This is a genomic window from Halorussus amylolyticus (assembly GCF_004143485.2).
GTDB lineage: Archaea > Halobacteriota > Halobacteria > Halobacteriales > Haladaptataceae > Halorussus > Halorussus amylolyticus.
Genome location: NZ_ML974132.1, coordinates 290,816 through 311,023, shown reverse-complemented (window position 1 = coordinate 311,023; position 20,208 = coordinate 290,816). Strand labels below are relative to the sequence as shown.

The 20,208-nt window shown below is 65.4% G+C and carries 20 protein-coding genes and 1 tRNA gene; 7 read left to right on the top strand and 14 right to left on the bottom strand.

Annotated features, from left to right (window positions below; genetic code table 11):
- Window positions 1-99: 99 nt before the first annotated feature.
- Both EKH81_RS08850 and EKH81_RS08845 read right to left on the bottom strand, forming a co-directional pair.
- A complete protein-coding gene (locus EKH81_RS08850; RefSeq protein ID WP_132059404.1) occupies window positions 100-1,023 on the bottom strand; it encodes a DMT family transporter in 924 nt (307 codons plus the stop codon).
- A gap of 71 nt (window positions 1,024-1,094) precedes the next feature.
- On the bottom strand, window positions 1,095-1,598 hold the full coding sequence (locus EKH81_RS08845; RefSeq protein ID WP_132059405.1) for a CBS domain-containing protein: 504 nt from the start codon (window positions 1,596-1,598) through the stop codon (window positions 1,095-1,097).
- 129 nt (window positions 1,599-1,727) lie between these two features.
- Here EKH81_RS08845 and EKH81_RS08840 point away from each other — a divergent pair, with 129 nt between their 5' ends.
- Window positions 1,728-2,372 carry a TVP38/TMEM64 family protein gene (locus EKH81_RS08840; RefSeq protein ID WP_132059406.1) on the top strand — a complete coding sequence of 215 codons (645 nt, stop codon included), beginning with the start codon at window positions 1,728-1,730 and terminating at the stop codon, window positions 2,370-2,372.
- 76 nt (window positions 2,373-2,448) lie between these two features.
- Window positions 2,449-3,933: a molybdopterin-dependent oxidoreductase gene (locus EKH81_RS08835; RefSeq protein WP_132059407.1), complete on the top strand. Its 1,485-nt coding sequence runs from the start codon at window positions 2,449-2,451 to the stop codon at window positions 3,931-3,933.
- A gap of 50 nt (window positions 3,934-3,983) precedes the next feature.
- Here the strand turns inward: EKH81_RS08835 and EKH81_RS19960 are convergent, their stop codons facing one another.
- From EKH81_RS19960 to EKH81_RS08825, 4 genes are all read right to left on the bottom strand, one after another.
- A complete protein-coding gene (locus EKH81_RS19960) occupies window positions 3,984-4,073 on the bottom strand; it encodes an HVO_2523 family zinc finger protein (RefSeq protein WP_303646701.1) in 90 nt (29 codons plus the stop codon).
- 103 nt (window positions 4,074-4,176) lie between these two features.
- Window positions 4,177-5,478 (bottom strand): aryl-sulfate sulfotransferase, encoded by a 1,302-nt coding sequence (locus EKH81_RS08830; protein WP_238392148.1) that lies wholly within the window; start codon window positions 5,476-5,478, stop codon window positions 4,177-4,179.
- Window positions 5,466-5,594 (bottom strand): hypothetical protein, encoded by a 129-nt coding sequence (locus tag EKH81_RS19740; RefSeq protein WP_274380488.1) that lies wholly within the window; start codon window positions 5,592-5,594, stop codon window positions 5,466-5,468. Before EKH81_RS19740 ends, EKH81_RS08830 begins: the two co-directional genes overlap by 13 nt.
- Before the next feature lie 96 nt (window positions 5,595-5,690).
- Window positions 5,691-8,807, bottom strand: coding sequence for an adenosylcobalamin-dependent ribonucleoside-diphosphate reductase (locus tag EKH81_RS08825; RefSeq protein WP_132059409.1), 3,117 nt, complete (start codon window positions 8,805-8,807; stop codon window positions 5,691-5,693).
- Between the two features lie 405 nt (window positions 8,808-9,212).
- Here EKH81_RS08825 and EKH81_RS08820 point away from each other — a divergent pair, with 405 nt between their 5' ends.
- Window positions 9,213-9,392 (top strand): DUF8029 family protein, encoded by a 180-nt coding sequence (locus EKH81_RS08820; protein WP_132059410.1) that lies wholly within the window; start codon window positions 9,213-9,215, stop codon window positions 9,390-9,392.
- Between the two features lie 268 nt (window positions 9,393-9,660).
- On the opposite strand, the gene trpG is transcribed toward EKH81_RS08820, so the two are convergent.
- Genes trpG through trpD form a run of 4 tightly spaced genes read right to left on the bottom strand, consistent with a single transcriptional unit; the run spans window position 9,661 to window position 13,548 of the window.
- Complete coding sequence (trpG, locus tag EKH81_RS08815; protein WP_132059411.1) at window positions 9,661-10,242, bottom strand: anthranilate synthase component II; 582 nt, start codon at window positions 10,240-10,242, stop codon at window positions 9,661-9,663.
- Window positions 10,239-11,900 carry an anthranilate synthase component I gene (gene trpE / locus EKH81_RS08810; protein ID WP_132059412.1) on the bottom strand — a complete coding sequence of 554 codons (1,662 nt, stop codon included), beginning with the start codon at window positions 11,898-11,900 and terminating at the stop codon, window positions 10,239-10,241. Before trpE ends, trpG begins: the two co-directional genes overlap by 4 nt.
- On the bottom strand, window positions 11,897-12,547 hold the full coding sequence (locus EKH81_RS08805; RefSeq protein ID WP_132059413.1) for a phosphoribosylanthranilate isomerase: 651 nt from the start codon (window positions 12,545-12,547) through the stop codon (window positions 11,897-11,899). Before EKH81_RS08805 ends, trpE begins: the two co-directional genes overlap by 4 nt.
- Window positions 12,544-13,548, bottom strand: a complete 1,005-nt coding sequence (trpD, locus tag EKH81_RS08800; protein ID WP_132059414.1) for an anthranilate phosphoribosyltransferase — start codon at window positions 13,546-13,548, stop codon at window positions 12,544-12,546. The genes EKH81_RS08805 and trpD overlap by 4 nt, the downstream gene beginning before the upstream one ends.
- Before the next feature lie 202 nt (window positions 13,549-13,750).
- On the opposite strand from trpD, the gene EKH81_RS08795 reads away from it, so the two are divergent.
- A tRNA-Val gene (locus EKH81_RS08795) sits at window positions 13,751-13,824 on the top strand.
- Window positions 13,825-13,863: 39 nt separating this feature from the next.
- Here the strand turns inward: EKH81_RS08795 and EKH81_RS08790 are convergent.
- The 3 genes from EKH81_RS08790 to EKH81_RS08780 all read right to left on the bottom strand — a co-directional run bounded on the left by EKH81_RS08790 (window position 13,864) and on the right by EKH81_RS08780 (window position 15,594).
- Entirely contained in the window at window positions 13,864-14,430 is a 567-nt protein-coding gene (locus tag EKH81_RS08790) for a DUF7504 family protein (protein WP_132059415.1), read from the bottom strand.
- Between the two features lie 2 nt (window positions 14,431-14,432).
- Window positions 14,433-15,101, bottom strand: a complete 669-nt coding sequence (locus tag EKH81_RS08785; protein WP_132059416.1) for a DUF7344 domain-containing protein — start codon at window positions 15,099-15,101, stop codon at window positions 14,433-14,435.
- A 199-nt stretch (window positions 15,102-15,300) separates the two neighbouring features.
- Window positions 15,301-15,594, bottom strand: coding sequence for a lycopene cyclase domain-containing protein (locus tag EKH81_RS08780; protein ID WP_132059417.1), 294 nt, complete (start codon window positions 15,592-15,594; stop codon window positions 15,301-15,303).
- 114 nt (window positions 15,595-15,708) lie between these two features.
- Here EKH81_RS08780 and EKH81_RS08775 point away from each other — a divergent pair, with 114 nt between their 5' ends.
- A complete protein-coding gene (locus EKH81_RS08775; protein WP_132059418.1) occupies window positions 15,709-16,854 on the top strand; it encodes a CBS domain-containing protein in 1,146 nt (381 codons plus the stop codon).
- A 37-nt stretch (window positions 16,855-16,891) separates the two neighbouring features.
- Here EKH81_RS08775 and EKH81_RS08770 read toward each other — a convergent pair whose 3' ends face one another.
- Entirely contained in the window at window positions 16,892-17,890 is a 999-nt protein-coding gene (locus EKH81_RS08770; protein WP_132059419.1) for a phosphate uptake regulator PhoU, read from the bottom strand.
- Window positions 17,891-18,208: 318 nt separating this feature from the next.
- Here EKH81_RS08770 and EKH81_RS08765 point away from each other — a divergent pair, with 318 nt between their 5' ends.
- Entirely contained in the window at window positions 18,209-19,231 is a 1,023-nt protein-coding gene (locus EKH81_RS08765) for a PstS family phosphate ABC transporter substrate-binding protein (RefSeq protein WP_132059420.1), read from the top strand.
- A 53-nt stretch (window positions 19,232-19,284) separates the two neighbouring features.
- A complete protein-coding gene (pstC, locus tag EKH81_RS08760; protein WP_132059421.1) occupies window positions 19,285-20,205 on the top strand; it encodes a phosphate ABC transporter permease subunit PstC in 921 nt (306 codons plus the stop codon).
- The last annotated feature ends 3 nt before the right edge of the window (window positions 20,206-20,208 follow it).

Here is a 20,208-nt window from a genome sequence, read left to right as displayed (position 1 = left end):
GGGGGGGGCGCCTTTCCCGTGGGGGGACATGGGGGGGGCCCCGCCCCGGGGGGGCGCCCCCCCGGGGGGTGGGTGTCGAGGACGGAACGGACGACGCAATTACCGGGAGACGACCGCCCGGATTCGGGGAAGCTCTCGGGCGAGCGCCCGGCGTTTCAGCAGGCAGAACCCCGCGAAGATGATGAGAAAGCCGACCATGGTCGTGGGGGTGACCTGCTCGTCGAGGAACCACCAGCCGGAAATCGCCGCGAAGATGGGCGAGACGTAGGAGATGAGATTGATTTCTATCGGGCCGAGACGCTCCAGCAGGTCGAAGTAGATGAGGAAGCCGAGCGCACCGGCCGGGATGGCGAGGTACGCGAGCGCGGCGATGGCCTCGGGCGTCCACTCGACCGCGGCGACCGACTCGTTCGGAAGGGCGGCGCTCGCGACGTGCATCAGCGCCGCGCCGAGGAGCATCGACCACGCTTCCATCGTCTCGATGGGGAGTTGGGCCTCGATTCGGCTGGTGAGCACGCCCCCAAGCGCGAACGCCGCGGCGGCGACGAACACGAACGCCTTGCCGACCATTCCCGCCGCGAGCAGATTGTCGGGGTCGGGGTCGCTCAGGACGACGACGCCGACGAGTCCGAGCGCGAGTCCCGCGATGCCGAGGGTGGTCAGGCGCTCGCTCGGGAGGAAGGCGCGTGCGAACCCGGTGGTCAGTACGGGACTCAGACTCACGATAACGGCGGCGACTGCGCTCGTGGTGTGCTGTTCGCCCACGAATAGGAAGGCGTGGTATGCCGCAATCATCAGCGTCCCGCCGACAGCGACGAGGTGCCACTCGCCGCGGGTCCGGGGTCGCCATCGCTCGGTGGCGTACACCGTGTAGCCGAGCATCAGCACGCCCGCAACGTCGTAGCGAATCGCGGCGAACAGGACGGGCGGAAAGTAGTCGAGTCCGGCTTTGATAGCCATGAACGCCGACCCCCAGACCGCGGCCAGCACGACGAACAGCCCGAAGTTCCGGTATCGGCTCACCTCGGGAGTTCCTCGCCGGTCGGGCCTGAACGTTTCGAAACCGGAAACAAGTCAGACGGATGCGAACCGAGTCAGGCGTTCGCGGCCGACCGGCGCTCGTCGCGGAGCGCGCGCAACACGTCCTGTCGGGCGACGATACCGATGAGTTCGCCGTCCTCGACGACCGGAAGCCGATTGATGTCGCGGTCGTCGCCGGTCAGCAGGTCGAGGAGTTCGTCGATGTCGGCGTCGGGGCCGACCGTCACCACGTCCTCGGACATGATGGTCCGGACGGGCTTGCCCGCGTGGCGAAGCAGGTCGAGTTCGGTGTCGAGTTCGTCCCACGAGAGGTCGATGGCGTACTCCAGCGTTTCGAGGAACGGGGGGAAGCCGACCGGAATCCAGAGCGTGCGGTCGCTCGGCTGGAAGATGTGGACGAGGTCGTGCTGGGTCACGATGCCGACGACCCGGCCGTCGTCGTCCACGACCGGAAAGCCGTTGAAGTCCACGCGGGCGAGTCGAGTCAGCACCTCGCTGATTTCGTCGTCGGGGTGGACGGTTTCGACGTCGGTCGTCATCAGGTCGCGAGCGTTCATATCGGAGACGAGGGGGCCGCGCCCCGTATCGTTTCCGGTCCTATCGGCTCCGAGACACGCGATTCGGTTCCGAGGCGGTTCGACTCCGACCCAAAAAGAAGTTAGCCCCCCGACCCAAAGCCCGGCGCGATGGCCGAATACGCTCGACGGCAGGCCGCGGGTGTCGCGCTCCTCGCGGTCGTCGCCGCCGCGAGCCTACTCGCCGGGCCGAAACACCTGTTCGAGACGGCCCAAGCCGTCGCCGACCGGCCCGCGCTGTTCGCGGGCCTGCTGGTCGGCGCGTACCTCGTCCGGCCGGTGTTCGTCTGGCCGACCACGCTGGTCGCGGTCCTCGCGGGCTACGGCTTCGGCCCGGCGGTCGGCTTCCCGGTCGCGCTCGCGGGCACGACCGCGAGCGCGTGCCTGCCCTTCCTCGTCGCCCGATACGTCGGCGCGGGGACCGGACTCGTCGGTCGCCTCGGCGACTCGGGCGAGCGATTCTTCGCGGCGGCCGGCGACCTCCGCGGGATGGTCGCCTCCCGACTCGTGCCCGCGCCCTCCGACCCGGTCTCGGTGGCGGCAGGGCTGTCGGGCGTCTCGGTCCCCGCGTTCGTCGTCGGAACCGCGGTCGGCGAGATTCCGTGGACCGTCGCCGCAGTGCTGGCGGGGAGTTCGCTCGAACGCCTCTCGGTCGAGGGACTCACCGCGGTCAGTTGGGAACTGCTCGTCGCCGGACTCGCGGTCGCGGTCACGCTCCTCGCGGGACCGGCCCACCGCGTGTTGGCCGACCGGTAGACGCGACCTGACGGATTCGACAACTCCGGTCGCAGTTCGAACAACGGTTTTCACCGTGGCTCCCCTTGAGAACGGTATGAGCCACGATAGCACGACTACAACAGACTCGCGTCTTCGGGTCGGACTCCGAGAGACCGCGGTCGCGCTCGCGGCCGGAGTCGCGGCGCTCGCGGGGTCGTATGCGGTGGCCGGATTCACGCCCGAGTTCGTCGCCGCGCCGGTCAGCCGACTGGTCGTGGCGGCCACGCCCGACGCGGTCGTCGCGTGGTCGATTGGGACGCTCGGCGACCTCGGCGCTCGGCTCGGGTTCGCTCTCGCTGTCGCGCTCACAGTCGGCGCGTTCGCGGTCGCAGCAAGCGTCGGCACCCGACTCGCCGAACGCGTCGGGATTTCGAACTGGACGGTCGCCGGACTCGCCTGCGCCGCGGTGGCGTTCGGCTTGACCGGCGCGGTGGTCGCCGGACTCGCGGCGGGCGTCGGGGCGAGCGTGGTCATCGCCGCGGCGGGCGTCCAGCGTCGCGGGCCGACAGACCCCTCCGCGGTCCGACGCCGAATCCTGCGCGCGGTCGCAGCGTCTGCCGCGGTCGGCAGCGTCGGCGGCGTCCTCGGAAGCCGACAGGGAGGCGAGTCCGAGCGGACCGACGCCGAAGACGTGGACATCAGTCCCGAGGTGGAAGGTTTACTCGGCGGGGCAGCCGAGCGGTCGCTCGACGTGTCGGGAATCGAGCCGCTGGTCAGCCAGCAGTTCTATCAGGTGGACATCAACGGCGTGGACCCGAGTATCGACGCCGATTCGTGGTCACTCCGCGTGACGGGTGCGGTCGAGGACGAGCGCGATTTCGACTACGACGACCTCACCGGCATGGAGTCGGAACACCGATTCGTGACCCTTCGGTGTGTCGGCGAACCGCTCAACGGGAAGAAGATGGACAACGCGCTCTGGACCGGCGTGGCGGTGACCGACCTGCTGGGCGACCTCCCCGAGGAGTGTTGCGTGATGGCACGCGCTGTGGACGACTACTTCCAGGAGTTCCCGCTGTCCGCGCTCGAAGACGCCTTCCTCGCCTACGAGATGAACGGCCGACCGCTTCCTCGCGGGCACGGGCATCCGGTCCGCCTGCTCGTGCCGGGCCACTGGGGCGAAATCAACGTCAAGTGGATAACCGAACTCGAAGTGCTGGAACAGGAAGTCGAGGGGTACTGGGAAGAGCGCGGGTGGAACGGCACCGGTCCGGTCGAGACGGTAGCGAAGTTGCACGCCGTGAACCACCTCGAGGACGGTCGCGTGCAGGTGGGCGGCCACGCCTACGCGGGCACGCGAGGAATAGAGACGGTGGAGGTCTCGACCGATGGGGGCGAAACGTGGACCGACGCCCACCTCTCGGACGAACTGCCCGGCGACGACGTGTGGCGACAGTGGGAACACACCTACGAACCGTCCGGCGCGCACGAGGTGGTCGTGCGCGCGACCGACAGCGAGGGGACCCTCCAGCCCCGCGAGGAGCGCGATGCGTTCCCGAACGGCGCGACGGGATGGGTGACAGAGCGCGTCGAACCGTAGTCCCGTCCGGCGGACGGGACCTACGGTTCGATGCGAAAAGGACAATGTACTCAGTAAAACGTGTCCGAACAGTCCATAATCGTACCGTGATTCGGACAGACGTACTTGCAGTGGCGGTGGTACATCGGTTCCTCGCAGATTGGGCAGGGCCGACCGCCGACCTCGGCGGTCGGCCCTGCCCCACCTTCGCCACCGCGTTCGCCGGGTTCCTCGCTCATATTCCGTGTGGGTCCTCGCGCGTAATCACCCTTTCCCACGCAGGCCCGACCGCATCAGCAGGTAGCCGCCCCAACTCCAGAGACCGACCGCGACGAGGACGGCCAGCACGTGAATCTCCGACACCCAGTAGGGGAGCGCCAGCACGTCGCGAGCGCCCGCGAGCAGGAGCCACAGCACCGGAATCTTGCGGTCGAACAGCCCGATGTCGCTCTCCGTGTCGGTGTCGTAGGGTTCGAGACCCTCGGTGTCGGCCGGCTGTTCCCCGTGGGGGAGCTTGTCGGCCTCGTAGGGGAGCGACGGCACGCTGTAGCTCGCGGCCACGCTTCCGTTCCGAGTGATTTCGACCACCCGGTTGTTTCGGCTGTCGGTCACGAGCGTGTTGCCGTTCGGCAGGCGGTCGGCGTCGCGCGGCCAGTCGAACGCGATGCCACCGACCTTGGCGACCGACCACGCCACCTCCCACTCGCCGGTCTCGTCGTTCTCGTGGAGTTCGACCACGCGGTGGTTCTCCGAGTCGGCCACCACGACCGCCCCGTCGCCGAGCCAGTGGGGGTTGTGCTGTTGGTTCAGTACGTCCTCGTCGCCGTCCTCGTTGATGACATCGACGACGCCCTCGCCGCGTTCGACCACGAGGAGTTGGTTCTCGTTCCGAATCGAGACGAGGAACCGGTCGTCGCCGATGTAGTCGGCGTCGTTGAGGTGGAGCCAGTCCTCGCTCCGGGGGTCGTCGGGCGGGTCGTAGTAGTCGCTGGCGTTCCACGTCCAGTTGCGCTCGCCGGTCTCGGGGTCGTAGGTGAAGATGCTCTCCCACTCCATGTCGGCCACGAGCACGTCGCCGTTCGGGAGCATCTCGGCGTCGTGGACCTCGCTGTCCTTCCGGGTCTGGACCGGATAGCTCCAGTCGTAGACGATTTCGGGTTCGGCGACCGACCCCTCGCCGGTCGTCGAGTTCGAGTCCGGGTCGGGGTCGATGATTCGAACCCCGGTTCGCTTACACGGCGGGTCGTACGGACCGCATCGCTCGTATCCTCCGGCGGCGTACGTCGCGAGCACCGTGCCGTTGTCGAGCATCTGGACGTTCTGATAGCTGATGATGTCGCCGATGCTCCACTCGACGTTCCCGTGGCCGTCTAGCGCGGTCACGTTTCCGTTCGGGCCGGGACCCTGCACGCCCACGAGGATGGTCGTGTCGTCGGGAGTACCGGACTCCGGGATACGTTCGGTATCGGGCGCGAGTGCCCAGCTTCCGCCGAATGCGGCTACGACGAGAAGCAAGCCAGCGGCCAAAAAGACGAGGCCTCGGCGAGAGGGCGTCACGTCCGACACGCCAGCGCCCCCCGGTCGGCGTCGGTCTGCGTCTCGGCGCTATCCGTGCGAACGGCGAGACCGTCCGGCGTTCGTCTACGGCCCACTCGCGGCCGAACTCCGTCGTTGGAACCCATACTCGACCGTCGGTACACTACCGACCACCGTAACGTCTCTGGTCAGCGGGCCGAGAAAAGAAGAACCGGATTCGCGTCAGTTCGGCACGTCCGAGGTCAGCACTCGCTCCAACCGCACGACTCGCAGGTCTTGCAGCCCTCCGAGTAGTACAGCGACAGCGACCCGCACGTCGGGCACTCCGGACTCTCGCCCGAGTCGATGATGTCCTGCTGGTCGGCCTCCTTGCTGGTCTGACCGTCGTCGGTCGGTTCGGGAGTTCGGGCATCGGTCGCTCCCACTTCGCCGACCTCCTCTTCGACCTCGGTCAGGTTCTTCTGCTGGGGGTAGGCCTTCTCGACTTCGCCGTCGAGATACCGGCGCATCGCGGTGCCGATGGCGTCCGGGATGGAGTTTATCTGCTCGCCCTTGTCCCACGCGACCTTCGGACTCCGGATTCCCTGGAGTTCGTCGGCGATTTCCTCGGGGTCCACGCCCGACCGGAGCGCGGTCGAGATGGTCTTGGCGAGCGACTCGGTGAACGACGCGGTGAAGCCGCCGGAGTTGCCGATGTTTGCGAACAGTTCGAACGGCCGACCGCGGTCGTCCTCGTTGATGTTGACGTAGAGCTTTCCGTAGCCCGTGTCGATGCGCTGGGTGATGCCGTGAAGCACATCGGGACGCGGGCGCTTCTCGGCGTAGGCTCCGGACGGGTCTTCGCCGTCTGCGGCTTCGAGGATGGACTCGACCTGCTGGTCGAGGTGGGCCTGCACCTCGTCGCTCTCGACGAAGCCCTCGATTCCGCCGAACACCTCGCGAATCTGCTCGACGAGCGTCTCCGCGGCCTCGGACTCGTCGGCGAACTCCTTGTTGTCGGCGCGGGTCGTGAGCACCTGCTTGCTCCGGGTGCCGTCGCGGTAGACGGTCACGCCCTTGCCGCCGTTGTCGTAGATGTACTCGAACACCTCGCGCATGTCGTCCTTGCTCGCGGAGTTCGGGAAGTTGCAGGTCTTCGAGATGGCGGAGTCAACGCCGCGCTGGCAGGCACACTGAACCGCGGCGTGTTCCTTGCCGGTGAGGTCGCTCGTGACGACGAACAGTTCGCCGATGGCATCCGGCACGGTGTCGAGACCCTCGACGCCGTCGAACTCGTTGTTGGCCATCTGGTCTTGGGCCTCGCGCTTGACCTCTTCGACGTCGATGTCGTTGTCCTCCAGCACCCGGAGGAAATAGTCGTCGAACTCCACGAGCATCTCGTCGCCCTGCACGTCGTCGGAGACGTTCTTGTAGTACGCGACGTTGTAGATGGGTTCGCACCCGCCCGTGGTGTTGCCGACCATCGAGGTGGTGCCGGTCGGCGCGATGGTGGTCGTGTTGTGGTTCCGAATCGCGAAGCCGTCGGCCCAGTCGTCGGCGCTCAGGCCGGTTTGCTTCTCGAACCACTCGCGGTACTCGGTCGGGTTCGCGTACTTCGAGTCGTCCCAGTCGTTGAACGCCCCGCGGTCCTCGGCGAGTTCGTGGGAAGTCCACTTGCTCTCGTGGTTGATGTACTCCATCAACTGGCCCGCGATTTCGTTTCCGGCCTCGCTCCCGTACTCGACGCCGAGTTGGATGTAGAGCTGTGCGAGACCCATCACGCCGAGACCGATTTTCCGCATGTCCCGGACCTTCTGCTCTATCTTCTCGACCGGGAAATCCGACATCGTGACGACGTTCTCCAAGAAGCGAGTGCCGTACGCGATGCGGTGGTCGAACTCGTCCCACGCCATCGCGTCGGCGAGGAACGCATCGACGGCCTCCGAGAAGTCGTCGTACTCGTCGCCGTGCTCGCCGTACCAGACCCGCCAGTCGGGGGCCTCCTGGGCGGCGAGCGTCGAGAGATTGATGTGGCCGAGATTACAGGCCTCGTACTCTTCGAGCGGCTGCTCCCCACAGGGGTTTGTCGCCAGAATCCGGTGGTCGGGGTGTTCGTCCACGTCGAACGAGTGTTCCTTGTTCACCCGTTCGAGGTAGATGACGCCGGGTTCGCCGTTCTCGTGGGCACCGTCCACGATGCGGTCCCAGATGAGGTCCGCGCGAATCGAGAGTTCCTCGCCGACCTCGACGTGCTCGCCGAGGTCGAACATCTCGTAGAGTTCCTTGGTCTGCTCGGTCGCGACGTGTGGCTCCTCGGTTCGGGGGTTCGTGAAGGTGAACTCCTCGCCGTTCTTGAGCGCCTCCATGAAGTCGTCGGTGACGCCGACCGAGATGTTGAAGTTCGAGAGGTGGCCCTCGGCGGCGTTCCGGAGGTGCTTGGGCACCCGGCCCTCGTCGTCAATGAGTTCGCGAGCCTCTTCCAACGCCTCCGCGAACGAGTTGTGGGTGTAGTCGTCGGGGTCGTTGAGTCGGAGCGTCTCGGCGAGGCTCACGTCCTTGTTCTTCGCGTGGATGAACTGAATCACGTCGGGGTGCGAGACGCGCATGACGCCCATCTGCGCGCCGCGGCGCGCGCCGCCCTGTGCGATGGTCTCGCACATCTGGTCGTACGTTCGCATGAACGTGATGGGGCCGGATGCGATGCCGCCCGTGCTACCGACGGCGTCGCCGTAGGGTCGGAGTCGCCAGAAGGCGTACCCCATCCCGCCGCCCGATTGGAAGACCTCCGCGGCTTCCTTGGCGGTCTGGTGGATGTCGGTGATGTCGTCGTCCGGTGAGTCCACGAAGCAGGCCGAAAGCTGCTGGAGTTCGTCGCCCGCGTTCATCAGGGTGGGCGAGTTCGGCATGAACGAGAGGTCCTCCATCAGGTCCTGGAACTCCTCGCGAACGTCGAGGACGTGGCCCCGAATCTCGTCGGGGAGTTCGGGAACGACCGTGTCGTACGCGAACTTGTTGACGTTGTAGACCGAGAGCTGCGTCTCGGCGTCGTCGTCGGCCGTCGTGCCCGTGCCGAACACCTCGGCGGCGAGTTCGTCGCGCCGGGGGTGGTCGGGCTTTAGCTGGTCGGGCGTGACCGTAATCTCCTCGTCGCGGTTGTCGGCCTCGTAGACCGCCTCGGCCAGCGCGATGTTCTTCGCGACGCGTACGAACAGGTCCTCCTGTGCCTCGACGTTGTCGCCGTCGGCGTTCTTCCGGAGGTAGCGCGCCGGGAGGATGTTGTGGTACGCGTTGTCCGTCAGTCTGTCGGCCAAGGTCTCGCCCTCGGTGCGCTTGATGGGGAGGGTGAGTTCGTCGGCGGTGAGTTCGCCCGCACCGCTCATTCGCGGGTCACCTCGTGCGTCTGTCTGTCGATTCGGGCCCCTTCAGGTTGGGTTGTGCGGTTCATTCGTGACGGAGATTCCATTCTAAGGCCTCCCAAATAATGCTTTGCTTTTTTAGTTTCACTACAACAAATCAACTTGAATTGTGATGCCTCTGCCGTGAGATGATAGGTGCCGCGAACGTCCTGATCGCCGAAACATCGGCCGACATTCGCGGCTCTCGATGGTCATCAGAAGTTTCGTTCCAGAGGGTAATAAGAGTATGCAGACCGGACTGAAAGTGGTCAGATAGAGAGGATGGAACTCGGGAATCGACGCCAGAGACGGCGAAACGGAGCCGTTTCGCCGGTTCTTCCGATGCGTATCAGCCGATACGTTTACGGTCCGTGGCTGTCGTGATGAGGTATGCTGCTCCCCCTGTTCACCGAAGTGGTCGCGACGCCGCTCGGGAAGCTACTCGCCGGATTAGTCGTCCTCGCAGTCGTGGTTCTCGTGGGACGAATCGTGCTAAGCGTCGCGTGGAAACTCCTCCTCGTCGCCATCGTGGTCGTCGGCGCGCTCTACACCGCGGGCGTCCTGCTGTAGAATCGGCTCGAAACGCTCCCGACGCGAGCTTTTAAATACGAAGCCGGAACCAACTTCGCCCGGACGTTTCGCGTGGTCACGCTCCGACGGTGCGAGCGTGACCGCGAGAGGACAATCCATGTCCTCGCGGGGTTGCGAGCAGATAGCTGGCGAGTCAGTCAGCAGTGTCGTAAAGCGGTTTCGCCGCCGTCCGGCGGCGAAACCGCCCCACCTCGTAACCGCCAGTCCGACTAACCTGAAATACGGCTGAGCCAAAAACGGAGTCGAGTCACGCAACTGCGCCGAGGAAGTTCCGAATCACGTCGTGGCCGACGGCGGTTAGCACGCTCTCGGGGTGGAACTGAACGCACTCGATGGGATACTCGCGGTGGCGCACGCCCATCACGAGGTCGGTCCCGGCGTGGTCAGTCGTCGCCGTCACCTCGAAGCAGTCGGGCACTTCGGTTGCCACCAGCGAGTGGTATCGCCCGGCGCGGAACCCCTGTTCGAGTCCGGCGTACACGCCCTGCCCGTCGTGGGACACCGGAAACGCCTTGCCGTGAATCGGTTCGGGCGCGCGACCGACCGACCCGCCGTAGGCGTACACCGCGGCTTCGAGACCGAGACACACGCCGAGGGTCGGCACTTCGGGACTCACCTCGCGAAGCACGTCGTTCGTGACGCCCACGTCGCGGTCGTTCTCCGGGTGGCCGGGTCCCGGCGAGATGACGATTGCGTCGGGGTCGGCGTCTCGCACGTCCGCGAGCGAGGCGGTGTTCCGGACGACCTCGGTGTCGGCGTGTTCGCTGGTGTACTCCACCAGATTGTACGTGAACGAGTCGAAGTTGTCCACGAACAGGACTTCCGTCATCGACTCACCTCAGGTGCGGGTGAGGTCTCGATGCGTCTGAGCGCGGTCAGCACGCCGTCCATCTTCTTTTCGGTCTCCTCGTACTCGGCGGCGGGATCGCTGTCGGCGACGATGCCCGCACCGGCCTGCACCGTGATGCGGTCGGTACCGTCGTCCACCGCGGGTTCGCTCCCCGCTTCGGACTCGACGGTTGCGGTCCGAATCACGATGGCGAAGTCGGCGTCGCCGGTCCACGAGTAGTAGCCCACGCCGCCGCCGTACAGACCGCGTGGTGAGCGTTCGAGGTCGTGGATTATCTCCATCGCGCGAATCTTCGGCGCGCCGGACAGCGTCCCGGCGGGGAACGCGGCGCGAGTGGCGTCGAGCGCGTCCGGAGACCGCGTCTCCGGGCTCGTCGAGGTCGCCTCGACGGCGTTCGCGTCCTCGGCGAGTCGGCCGAGGACGGTGCTCTCGATGTGCTGGACGTGGCTGTACTTGAGGACGTTCATGAACTCCGCGACTTCGACGCTTCCGGGTTCGCTGACCCGGCGAACGTCGTTGCGCGCGAGGTCAACGAGCATGGTGTGTTCGGCGCGCTCCTTGCCGTCGGCGAGCATCTCGCCCGCGAGGCGACGGTCCTCGACCGGACTCGACCCTCGCGAACAGGTGCCCGCGATGGGGTTGGCCGTGACTTCGCGACCCCGGACCGACACCAGCGTCTCGGGGCTCGCACCGACGACCGTCAGGTCGCCGTAGCCGAGCAGATACATGTACGGCGAAGGGTTCACGTCCCGGAGCGCCTCGTAGAATCCGAGCGAGTCGATGTCGCCGCGGAGTTCGCGCTTTCGGGAGATGACGCCCTGATAGATGTCGCCGTCGAGGACGTGTTCCTTCGCGGTTCGAACCGCGTCCTCGTACTCGTCTCGCGGTCCCGCGGTCTCGCTCTCGCGGACGAACCCACCCGTTTCCGGCGGTTCGGTCCCGGCGAGCAGGTCGGCCACCCGGTCGGCTTCCGCTTCGAGGTCGTCGTACACCGATTCAGGGTCGTCGTCCGGTCCGACGACGGGAGTGAAGACGAGCGAGACGGTGCCTGCGAGGTGGTCGAACGCTAACGTCTTCGTGTTGAGGACGAACTGCGCGTCCGGGAACCGGGATTCGGGGCGTTCGAGACCCACCTCGTCGAGCCAAAGGTCGTACACCGCGTCGTACGCCAGAAAGCCGACCAGACCGCCTTCGAAGTGCTGGCGGTCGGCGTCGCCTTGGCCGGGGAACCCCCGGCGCTCGGCGTCGGGCATCGCGGTTCGGAGCGCATCGAGCGTATCGCCCCCGGATTCGGGCGAGACGTACTCGGCGGCCCGGCCGCCGAGCGACTCGACCCGCACCTCGTCGGGGTCTACCGTCACGACCGCTTCCGGGTCGTACCCCACGTAGGAGTAGCGGGCGTGGCGGTCGCCCGACGCGTCGGCGGAGAACGCGCCGTCGGGGTCGCTGGAGGCGGTTTTCTCGGCGCTTTCCAGCAGGAAGGCGTAGTCGGAGGCGTCGGCCTCGGTCGAGCGACCGGTGAGCGCGGCGTACGCCGACAGCGGCGTGGCGTCCGCGTCGAGTTCGGTCGAGACGCGGACCACGGTGCGGTCGTCGGTTCCGGCGAGTTCGACGAATCGCGTTCGTTCGGGTTTCATGGCGTGGGACTCCGAGAGAGGCGTTTCGCGTTCGCGACGAACGCGGTCACTTCGTCGGGGTCTTTCGTCCCGCCCGACGATTCCACGCCGCTCGCCACATCGACCGCGAACGGTTCGACCGTTCGGACCGCTTCCCCGACGTTTCCGGCCGCCAGACCTCCGGCGAGGACGACCGGCGAATCGAGGTCCGCGGTGACGCTCCGGGTCCGTTCCCAGTCGTGGGTCCGGCCCGTCCCGCCCGCGCCGTCGTCGTCCACCGAATCGACCAGCAGGGCGTCGGCGATGTCGTCGTAGCGCCGTGCCTGCTCGGGACGTTCCGCATCGACTGTCACGAGGACGTGTGCATCGACGTTCGAGGACAGATACGCGAGGTCGCCAGCCGACGTTTCGCCGTGAATCTGAATCGCGTCGGGTTCGACCCTGCGAGCGAGTTCGACCGCGCGGTCGGGCGTCTCGGGCATCGTCACCAGTACAGTGGTCACGAACGGCGGGGTCGAAGCGACGAGGTCGGCCGCGAGACCGGAGTCGATTTCCCGCGGGGAATCGACCGGCACGTCCACCAGCAGACCGATTGCGTCGGCACCCGCATCGACCGCGACCTGGAGGTTCTCGCGGCTGGTGATACCGCAGATTTTCACTCGCGTCATGCTTCCACGGCCTGACAAAGCTGTTCGAGTTGCTCGGCCGCGCCGCCGTCGTCGATAGCCTTGGCGGCGCGCTCAGCCCCGTCTTCGAGCGACTCGGCTTCCCCGGCGACGTAGATGGCGGCACCGGCGTTGGCGAGGATGATATCGCGCTTCGCACCGGTCACTTCGCCCTCGACGATGCCGCGGAGGTCGGCCGCGTTCTCTTCCGGGGTGCCGCCCGACACGTCGGCCACGTCGTGGCGTTCGAGACCGAAGTCCGCTGGTTCGAGGGTGTACTCCTCGATTTCGTCGCCCCGGACTTCCGCGGCGACCGTCTCGTCGTGGATGGCGATTTCGTCCATGCCAGAGCCGTGGACGACCAGCGCGCGCTCGACGTCCATCCGGGCGAGCGCGCGAGCGAGGACGGGCACGAGGTCGGGGTCGTAGACGCCGACGATTTGGGCGTCGGCACCAGCCGGGTTCGTGAGCGGGCCGAGGACGTTGAACACGGTTCGCATCCCGAGTTCCTTCCGGGGACCGATGACCGCCTTCATCGCGGGGTGGAACACGGGCGCGAGCATGAAGCCGATGCCGTCGTCCTCGATAGCTCGCTCGACCGCGGGCGGTTCGGCGTCGATTTGGACGCCGACCACGTCGAGGACGTCGGCGCTCCCCGACGACGAGGACACCGAGTAGTTGCCGTGCTTGGCGACCGGAACGCCCGCCCCGCTGGCGACGATGGCGCTCGTGGTGGAGACGTTGATGGTGTCGTAGTCGTCGCCGCCGGTCCCGCAGGTGTCCACGACCGGCGACCGGTTGGGGTCGATGGTCCGGGCGGCGTCTCGCATGCCCTGCGCGAACCCCGCGATTTCGGTCTCGGTCTCGCCTTTCGCGCGGAGCGCGGTCAACAGTGCGCCGATTTGGGCCTCGGTCGCGTCCTCGAAGACGGCGGCGGCGGCCTCTCGGGCCTCGTCGAGCGAGAGGTCCCGACCGTCAGTGACGCGTTCGATGTAGTCCTGCATTTTGAATCACCAATGTACGTCTTCGTCTTACAATGAACAAAATCGTACATCGACTTAAGCGTGTCGGGGCTTCGAACCTCCGTTAACAAAGCACACGGGTTCGCTCGCACCCCGACTCATCGAATCGCCGGACCGCGACGTAATCCGAAAGGTTCAATTACACCCGCGGCAAACGAAGAAATGCACTCGCAAGAGACCGCATGGGTTTGTGGTCTAGTTGGTTATGACACCTCCTTGACATGGAGGAGGCCGGCAGTTCAAATCTGCCCAAACCCACTACACTTTTGCCGACGCTAACTTGGACAGCGACTAGTCTCACCGCATTTCGTACTCTGCGTCACACAAACTCCGGAATCGCTCGTACATCTCGTCCGAAATCGCTTCGGCGTTCACACAGTAGACGCCCCGGACCCCTTTCACGCGAACTCGATTCACCAACGTCTGGAAAAATCGACACACGCGATTTTCCTCGGAGTACATCAGTAGAATGCCGAGCGCGTCGAACACGACCCACCCGGTTTCGGACTCGACGTGTCCGAGCGCGTCGGAAAACCGCATTCCGATTCCGGTGAGGTCGCCGGGGCGAACCGAGTCGGCCGTCCAGAGGTCGCCGTCGTACTCGCCCATCGCAGGGATTACTGGCACGACGCCGACGGTCGCGAGGTCGCGACCGTCGCGGGCGAGTCGGCGCTCGATTTTGGCGGGATGGTCGCGGGCCGCGACGACGAGGAGGTTCTCGTACGCACGCTCGGGGAGGTCCGCGAGCGGGAACGCGTTGGCTGGCGTCCGCAGCAGCGTCTGCGTGCCCGCGGGACCGAATCTCTCTCGGGTCCGGGTTTCGCCGTCGAAGACGCCGGACACCGAACCGGCCGCGTCGTCCATCGCTACGACTCCTGTACCTCGGGCGGCGTCTCGCCTCCGCCGGGAGCGTGACGGGTGAAGTACGTGTGTGCGAGCGCCACGCCAGCGTACGCGACCACGAGTACCGTCGCGAGGAGCGCGTCCGCGACCAGCGAGAACGGCGGGAGACCGAGCCACGCGGCCGAGACCAGTCCGAGTCCGGCGACGGCGACGCCGAGGTACAGATTACACCACGAGATGTCGGGTTGGGCGTCGAGGTCCAGATACACGTCGAGCTGTTCGGCCGCGCCCGAGAGTTCGACGATACCGCGATTCTGATTGTAGTTCACGATACTCGCGTCGTCCAGTTTCGGAAGGTGGGACTGATACAGCGCGGTGTAGACGCGCTTTCGCTCGGCGGCCGAAATCGCGTCCACGGTCGTGTCGTTCTCCCACGCCGCGACCTGCTCGGCGAGTTCGGACAACTGAACCGACCCGTCCGCGTGTCGTAAGTAGTGGAGCGCGTAGCGCCGCCGTCGGTTCTTGAGAACGTCGAAGACCAGGTCCCGCGAGAGGTCCGCGACCTGCGCTTCGCCCTCGTCGGAGTCGGCCGCGTCGGAGACCCCCTCCGTGGCGACGGCCGCCCCCCGCTGGTCCGGAGTCTCCTCCGGTTCGGTGCTTCCGGTTCCGGATGAGTCACCAATGGTGCTCATTACTGTGCCACCCCTTGCTCGTAACCCAGCATGGATTCAACACATCGCCGGGATTAGCCTTTGTTATTCACCATTTACCTCTCGGAAACCCTTGCTTACGAACCGTTGCACTCGCGTTCGAACCCGCCGCCATCTCGCGGTAATACCTCCTTACTCGGCTCTCTCGGCGGTTCAGGAATCCTGCTAGAGAGAAGGGGTGTCACAAGTTCTCGTGGATTCCGAGGACGAGCGCCGGAACGACGACCATGAAGATGTGTTCTTCGAGCGGGATACCGAGGACGTCGATACCGGTCCGAAGCTGAATCGAGAACACACCGATATGGAGCGTGTACCAGTCCCAGACGTACGCGATGGGGTAGAGTACGACGATGGTACGCGCGGCGCGGGCGAGCGCCCCGGCCCGGTAGAGGAGGGCAAACGCGACCGCGCCCCACACCACCTCGGTCGCGAGGTACGTGTACTCGCCGAACGCCGCGCCGATATCGGGTATCACACACGCCAGTTCGGGCGGCGGCGTCAAAAATCCCCTCGCCGACGCGGCGAGTCCATCCGTCTCACGCGCACTCGGCAACTTTCAAGAGCGTCGGACGTCTACTTTCGAGTGAAGATGGACATCTCTGATATTGCGACGACCGAGTACGTCGAACTCGAAGCCGAATCGAATCTCGGGAAGGCACGCTCGATATTCGAAGAACAAAACCCGAAGGGAATTATCGTCACGCGCGCGGGCGAGTACGTGGGTGTGCTGACCCAAAAGCAACTCCTCCGGTCGCACATCGAGGACCACACCAAGGTCGAAACGCTCGCCAAGTCCGCACCGAAAATCGAGCGAACCGACGACGTCCGAGACGTTGCCCGGTCGCTCGTGGAAGGCGGAACCAAGGTCGCGCCCGTCTTCGAGTCGGGTGACCTCTGGGGCGTCATCAACGAGGACCTCATCCTCGAAGCCGTCCTCGAAAATCTCGACGCGCTGACCGTCGAGCAGATATTCACCGAGAACGTCATCACCGTGACCGAGGACGCCACGCTCGGGCAGGCCATCAACCGACTCCGCGAACACGGCGTCTCGCGGCTCCCCGTCGTGGACGACGACGGCTTCCTGGCCGGCGTCGTCACGACCCACGACGTGGTGGACTTCGCCACCCGAAACGAACAGCGAATCACGGGCAAGGGCGACCGCGCGGGCGACCTGGACCGGATGCTCGACCTGCCGGTGTACGACGTGATGTCGAGTCCGGTCGAAACCGCTTCGCTCGGTGAGACGGTTCGGGAGGCGGTCGAGCGGATGTTCGACCACGACTACGCCGGGCTAGTCGTCACGCCCGAGGACGACGACCGCGTAGTCGGCGGCGTCCTCACCAAAACCGACGTGCTGCGCGCGCTGTCGTACACCGAGGAGGACGTGATGGACGTCCAAATCACCAACATCAATCTGCTCGAAACGCTCGGCCGCGACGACATCCGGTCGTCCATCTCCGAAATCTCCGACAAGTACCAGAAGATGCAGGTCCGCCACGCCCACGTCCGCTTCCAAGAGCACAAAGAGAAGCTCCGCGGGACGCCGCTGATGCAGTGTACGATTCGACTCCGCACGAACCGCGGGCAGGCCGGTGGCACCGGTGAGGGGTACGGAGCCGACCAGGCGTTCAGCGTCGCGCGCGACAAACTCGAACGCAACGTCCTCGAAATAAAGGGCATCCAGAGCGACCGCGAGTACGAGGGCCAACTCCTCCGAAAGCTCGGCAAACTGTAGCCCGAAAAGCGAAACTCCGAAAAGCAGATTTTTCCGGTCACTCCGGCCGCGGTGCGGCCTTCTGGAGCGCGGTTTCCGCGATGTTACCGCCGTAGTCCCCGGTCCGCGAGAGCGAGTCCACGATGAGACCCAGAAGCTGTGCCTGTTGGGCGTCGAGGTCGCGAATGCGGTCGTCCACGGCGCGGGTGTGCTGGTCTATCTCCCGGACGTGTTCGCGCGCTTCGTTCGCGAGCGTCGTCGCTTGCGCGCTGTCGTCGAGCAGGAGCGCGTCCATCGCGGTGTTGACGATTTCGGCAGCGTCGTCGTGGAGCGCGCGGAGCGATTCGGCGACCTCCTCGGGGACTTCGCCCAACTGACGGGCGTGCTGGGCCGTCTTCGCGGCGTGGTCGGCGATGCGTTCGAGCTGTCGCGCGCTGGAGTGGTAGTCGAAACAGACTTCCCGAGGTACTCCGAGTTCCTCGGCGGCCTTCGGCGTCCTGAGCGTCGCTCGGAAGATGCGCGACACCATGAACCAGAGTCGGTCCACGTCGTCGTCGCGCTCGATAACGTCGTCGGCGAGCGAGTCGTCGTTCTCGCACACTGCGGTCACTGCGTCTTCGAGCATACTGAGCGCGATGAGTCGCATGCGCGTGACCGCGTTGTGAACCGACAGCTCCGAGGAGTCGAGCAGGTCCTGAATCACGACGCGATTGCCGGTCTCCTCGATGACCTCCAACCCGACGAGGCTCTGGGTCGCGGTCCTGATTGCCTGGCGCTGTTCGGCATCGACGCGCCCGGATTCGAGGACGATGACGTCGAATCCGCTGACGTACATCGTCATCACGGTCCGAGTCAGGCTCTCACCGTAGAGGTCGGTGATGTCGAGGGTGCCCTCGGATTTCTCGTCGGAGTCGCGGGGCGTGACCACGAGCGAGTCGTCTTGCGGGTAGAACGCCAGACGCTCACCGGCCTCGATGCCGTTCTCGGTCGCCCAGTCCTTCGGTATCGAGACCGTGAACGTCGAGCCGCCCGTGACCTGCACCTTCCGGGTTTCCATACGTGTGTAGCACCTCGGACCACCAATAAATTTTTCCATATCTATATATTCTGGCCATCAAGTAACCATTTTCCTGTAGGTCGGGAGAATCGGTCGCGATTCGAGCTTTTTCGAGCGTTTCTCGGGAGACTGAACTCCAGATTCGAAGCCAACCGTCTCTCAAGAGTATGCTATATTCACGTTCCAACCGTCCTCCCTCGGCTTTAGACCGAGCCTCGCGGCGGAAACGACCGGTCGGACGTCGACTCCGCGTGAATACGTTTCTCTATATAGTCGTAATAGCAGGGTATTTACCCGAAACGCCACCACCCACACACGATGGCAGAAAAGGAGCGACCAACGTTCGAATCGCGGCGAAAGTTCCTCGTCGGTGCGGGTGGGGTCAGTGTCGCCACGCTCGCTGGCTGCATCGGCGAGAGCGGGGGCGGCGGTGGCGACGACTCGAACGAGGACGGGGACGGCTCCGACACGACCGACGGTGGCGAAGATATCTCCGGCGACGTGACCGTCACCGGGAGCAGTACGGTGTACCCGGTCTCGGTCGCGATGTCCGAAGAGTTCCAGAAGATGCACGACGCGGTCGATATCTCGGTTGACCCGACGGGGAGCGGTGGCGGGTTCGAGAACCACTTCTGTCCGGGTAACTCCGACATCAACGGCGCGTCACGGCCCATCACCGAGGCCGAGGAGGAGAACTGCGCCGAGAACGACGTTGACCCGCGGGAGTTCCAAATCGCGAGCGACGCGCTCACGGTCGTTGTCAACACCGAATTCGATATCGAGAGCATCACGTTCGACGAACTCGCCCAGATTTGGGAACCCGACGGCGCGGAGACGTGGAGCGACGTGCGCGACGACTGGCCGGACGAGGAGTTCGAGCTGTACGGCCCGGCCTCGACCTCCGGCACGTTCGATTGGTTCACCGAGAACGTCGTCGGTGAGGTGGGTGCCCACCGCGAGGACTACGAAGCCACCGAAGACGACAACAACATCATCGCGGGCGTCGAGGGGTCCGAAACCGCGATGGGGTATCTGGGCTTCTCCTACTATCAGGAGAACAGCGACCGCGTGAAGGCGGTCAGCGTGGCCGAGGAAGATGTTTCGAACGCGGTCGAGCCGAGCCTCGAAAACGCGAAGTCGGGCGACTACCCGATGGCCCGCCCGTTGTTCGTCTACCCGGACGCTGGCGCGATTCAGGAGAAGACGCAGGTGTACGAGTTCATGAACTTCTACGTCGAGCAGGCCGAGACCGACATTGTGAGCGAAATCGGTTACGTGCCCACAAACGCCGACCTCCGCGACGAGAACCTCGATAGGCTCGAAGAGATTCGAAACGAGTAGCACCGCGCGCCAAACCACCCACCTTTACCACACCTACCGTGAACAACGAACCGATGAGCGAGGAACCAGCGCGGCCGGATTTCGCGGGCGAGAACCGCACCCGGTCGGCCAAGGAGGCATCCATCAAGTGGTTCCTGTTCGTGTGCGCGGCGCTTTCGGTGCTCGTGACCGTCGCCATCGTGGCGACGCTGCTGGTAGACGCCATCGAGTTCTTCACGCGAGTCTCGCCCGTGGCGTTTTACACCGGCACGAACTGGAGTCCCAAAATCGGCGAGGAGTTCGGCGTCCTCCCGCTCGTAACCAACACGCTGGCGGTGACCGTACTGTCGGCGCTCGTAGCGATTCCCGTCGGGACCGCCTCGGCGGCGTACCTCAGCGAGTACGCGACCGACCGCACCCGGTCGGTGCTCAAGCCCGCGCTCGAAATTCTGGCGGGCATCCCGACGGTCGTGTACGGGTTCTTCGCGCTCGTGTACGTCACGCCCGCGCTCCGAGGGGTCGGTGTTCCGGTCGGGACGTTCAATCTGCTCAGCGCGTCCATTATGGTGGGCGTGATGATAATCCCGATGGTGTCGAGCCTGAGCGAGGACGCGATGAGCGCGGTTCCCGACTCGCTCCGACAGGGCGCGTACGGACTCGGCGCGACGAAGTACGAGGTGACGACGAGCGTCGTCATCCCGGCAGCGGTGTCGGGCATCTTCTCGTCGTTCATCCTCGCGCTCTCGCGCGCCATCGGCGAGACTATGATCGTGGTCGTCGCCGCGGGGATGAGTCCGCAGTTGTTCCCGAGCGCGTTCGAGTCGATTCAGCCGATGACCTCCGCGATGGTCCAGCTCTCGACGAGCGACCTCGCGGGCGGCACCGCGGCCTACTACTCGCTGTTCGCCATCGGACTGACGCTGTTCGTCATCACGTTCTCGATGAACGTGGCGAGCAACTGGGTGGCCTCGCGCTACCGGGAGGAGTACGAATGACAG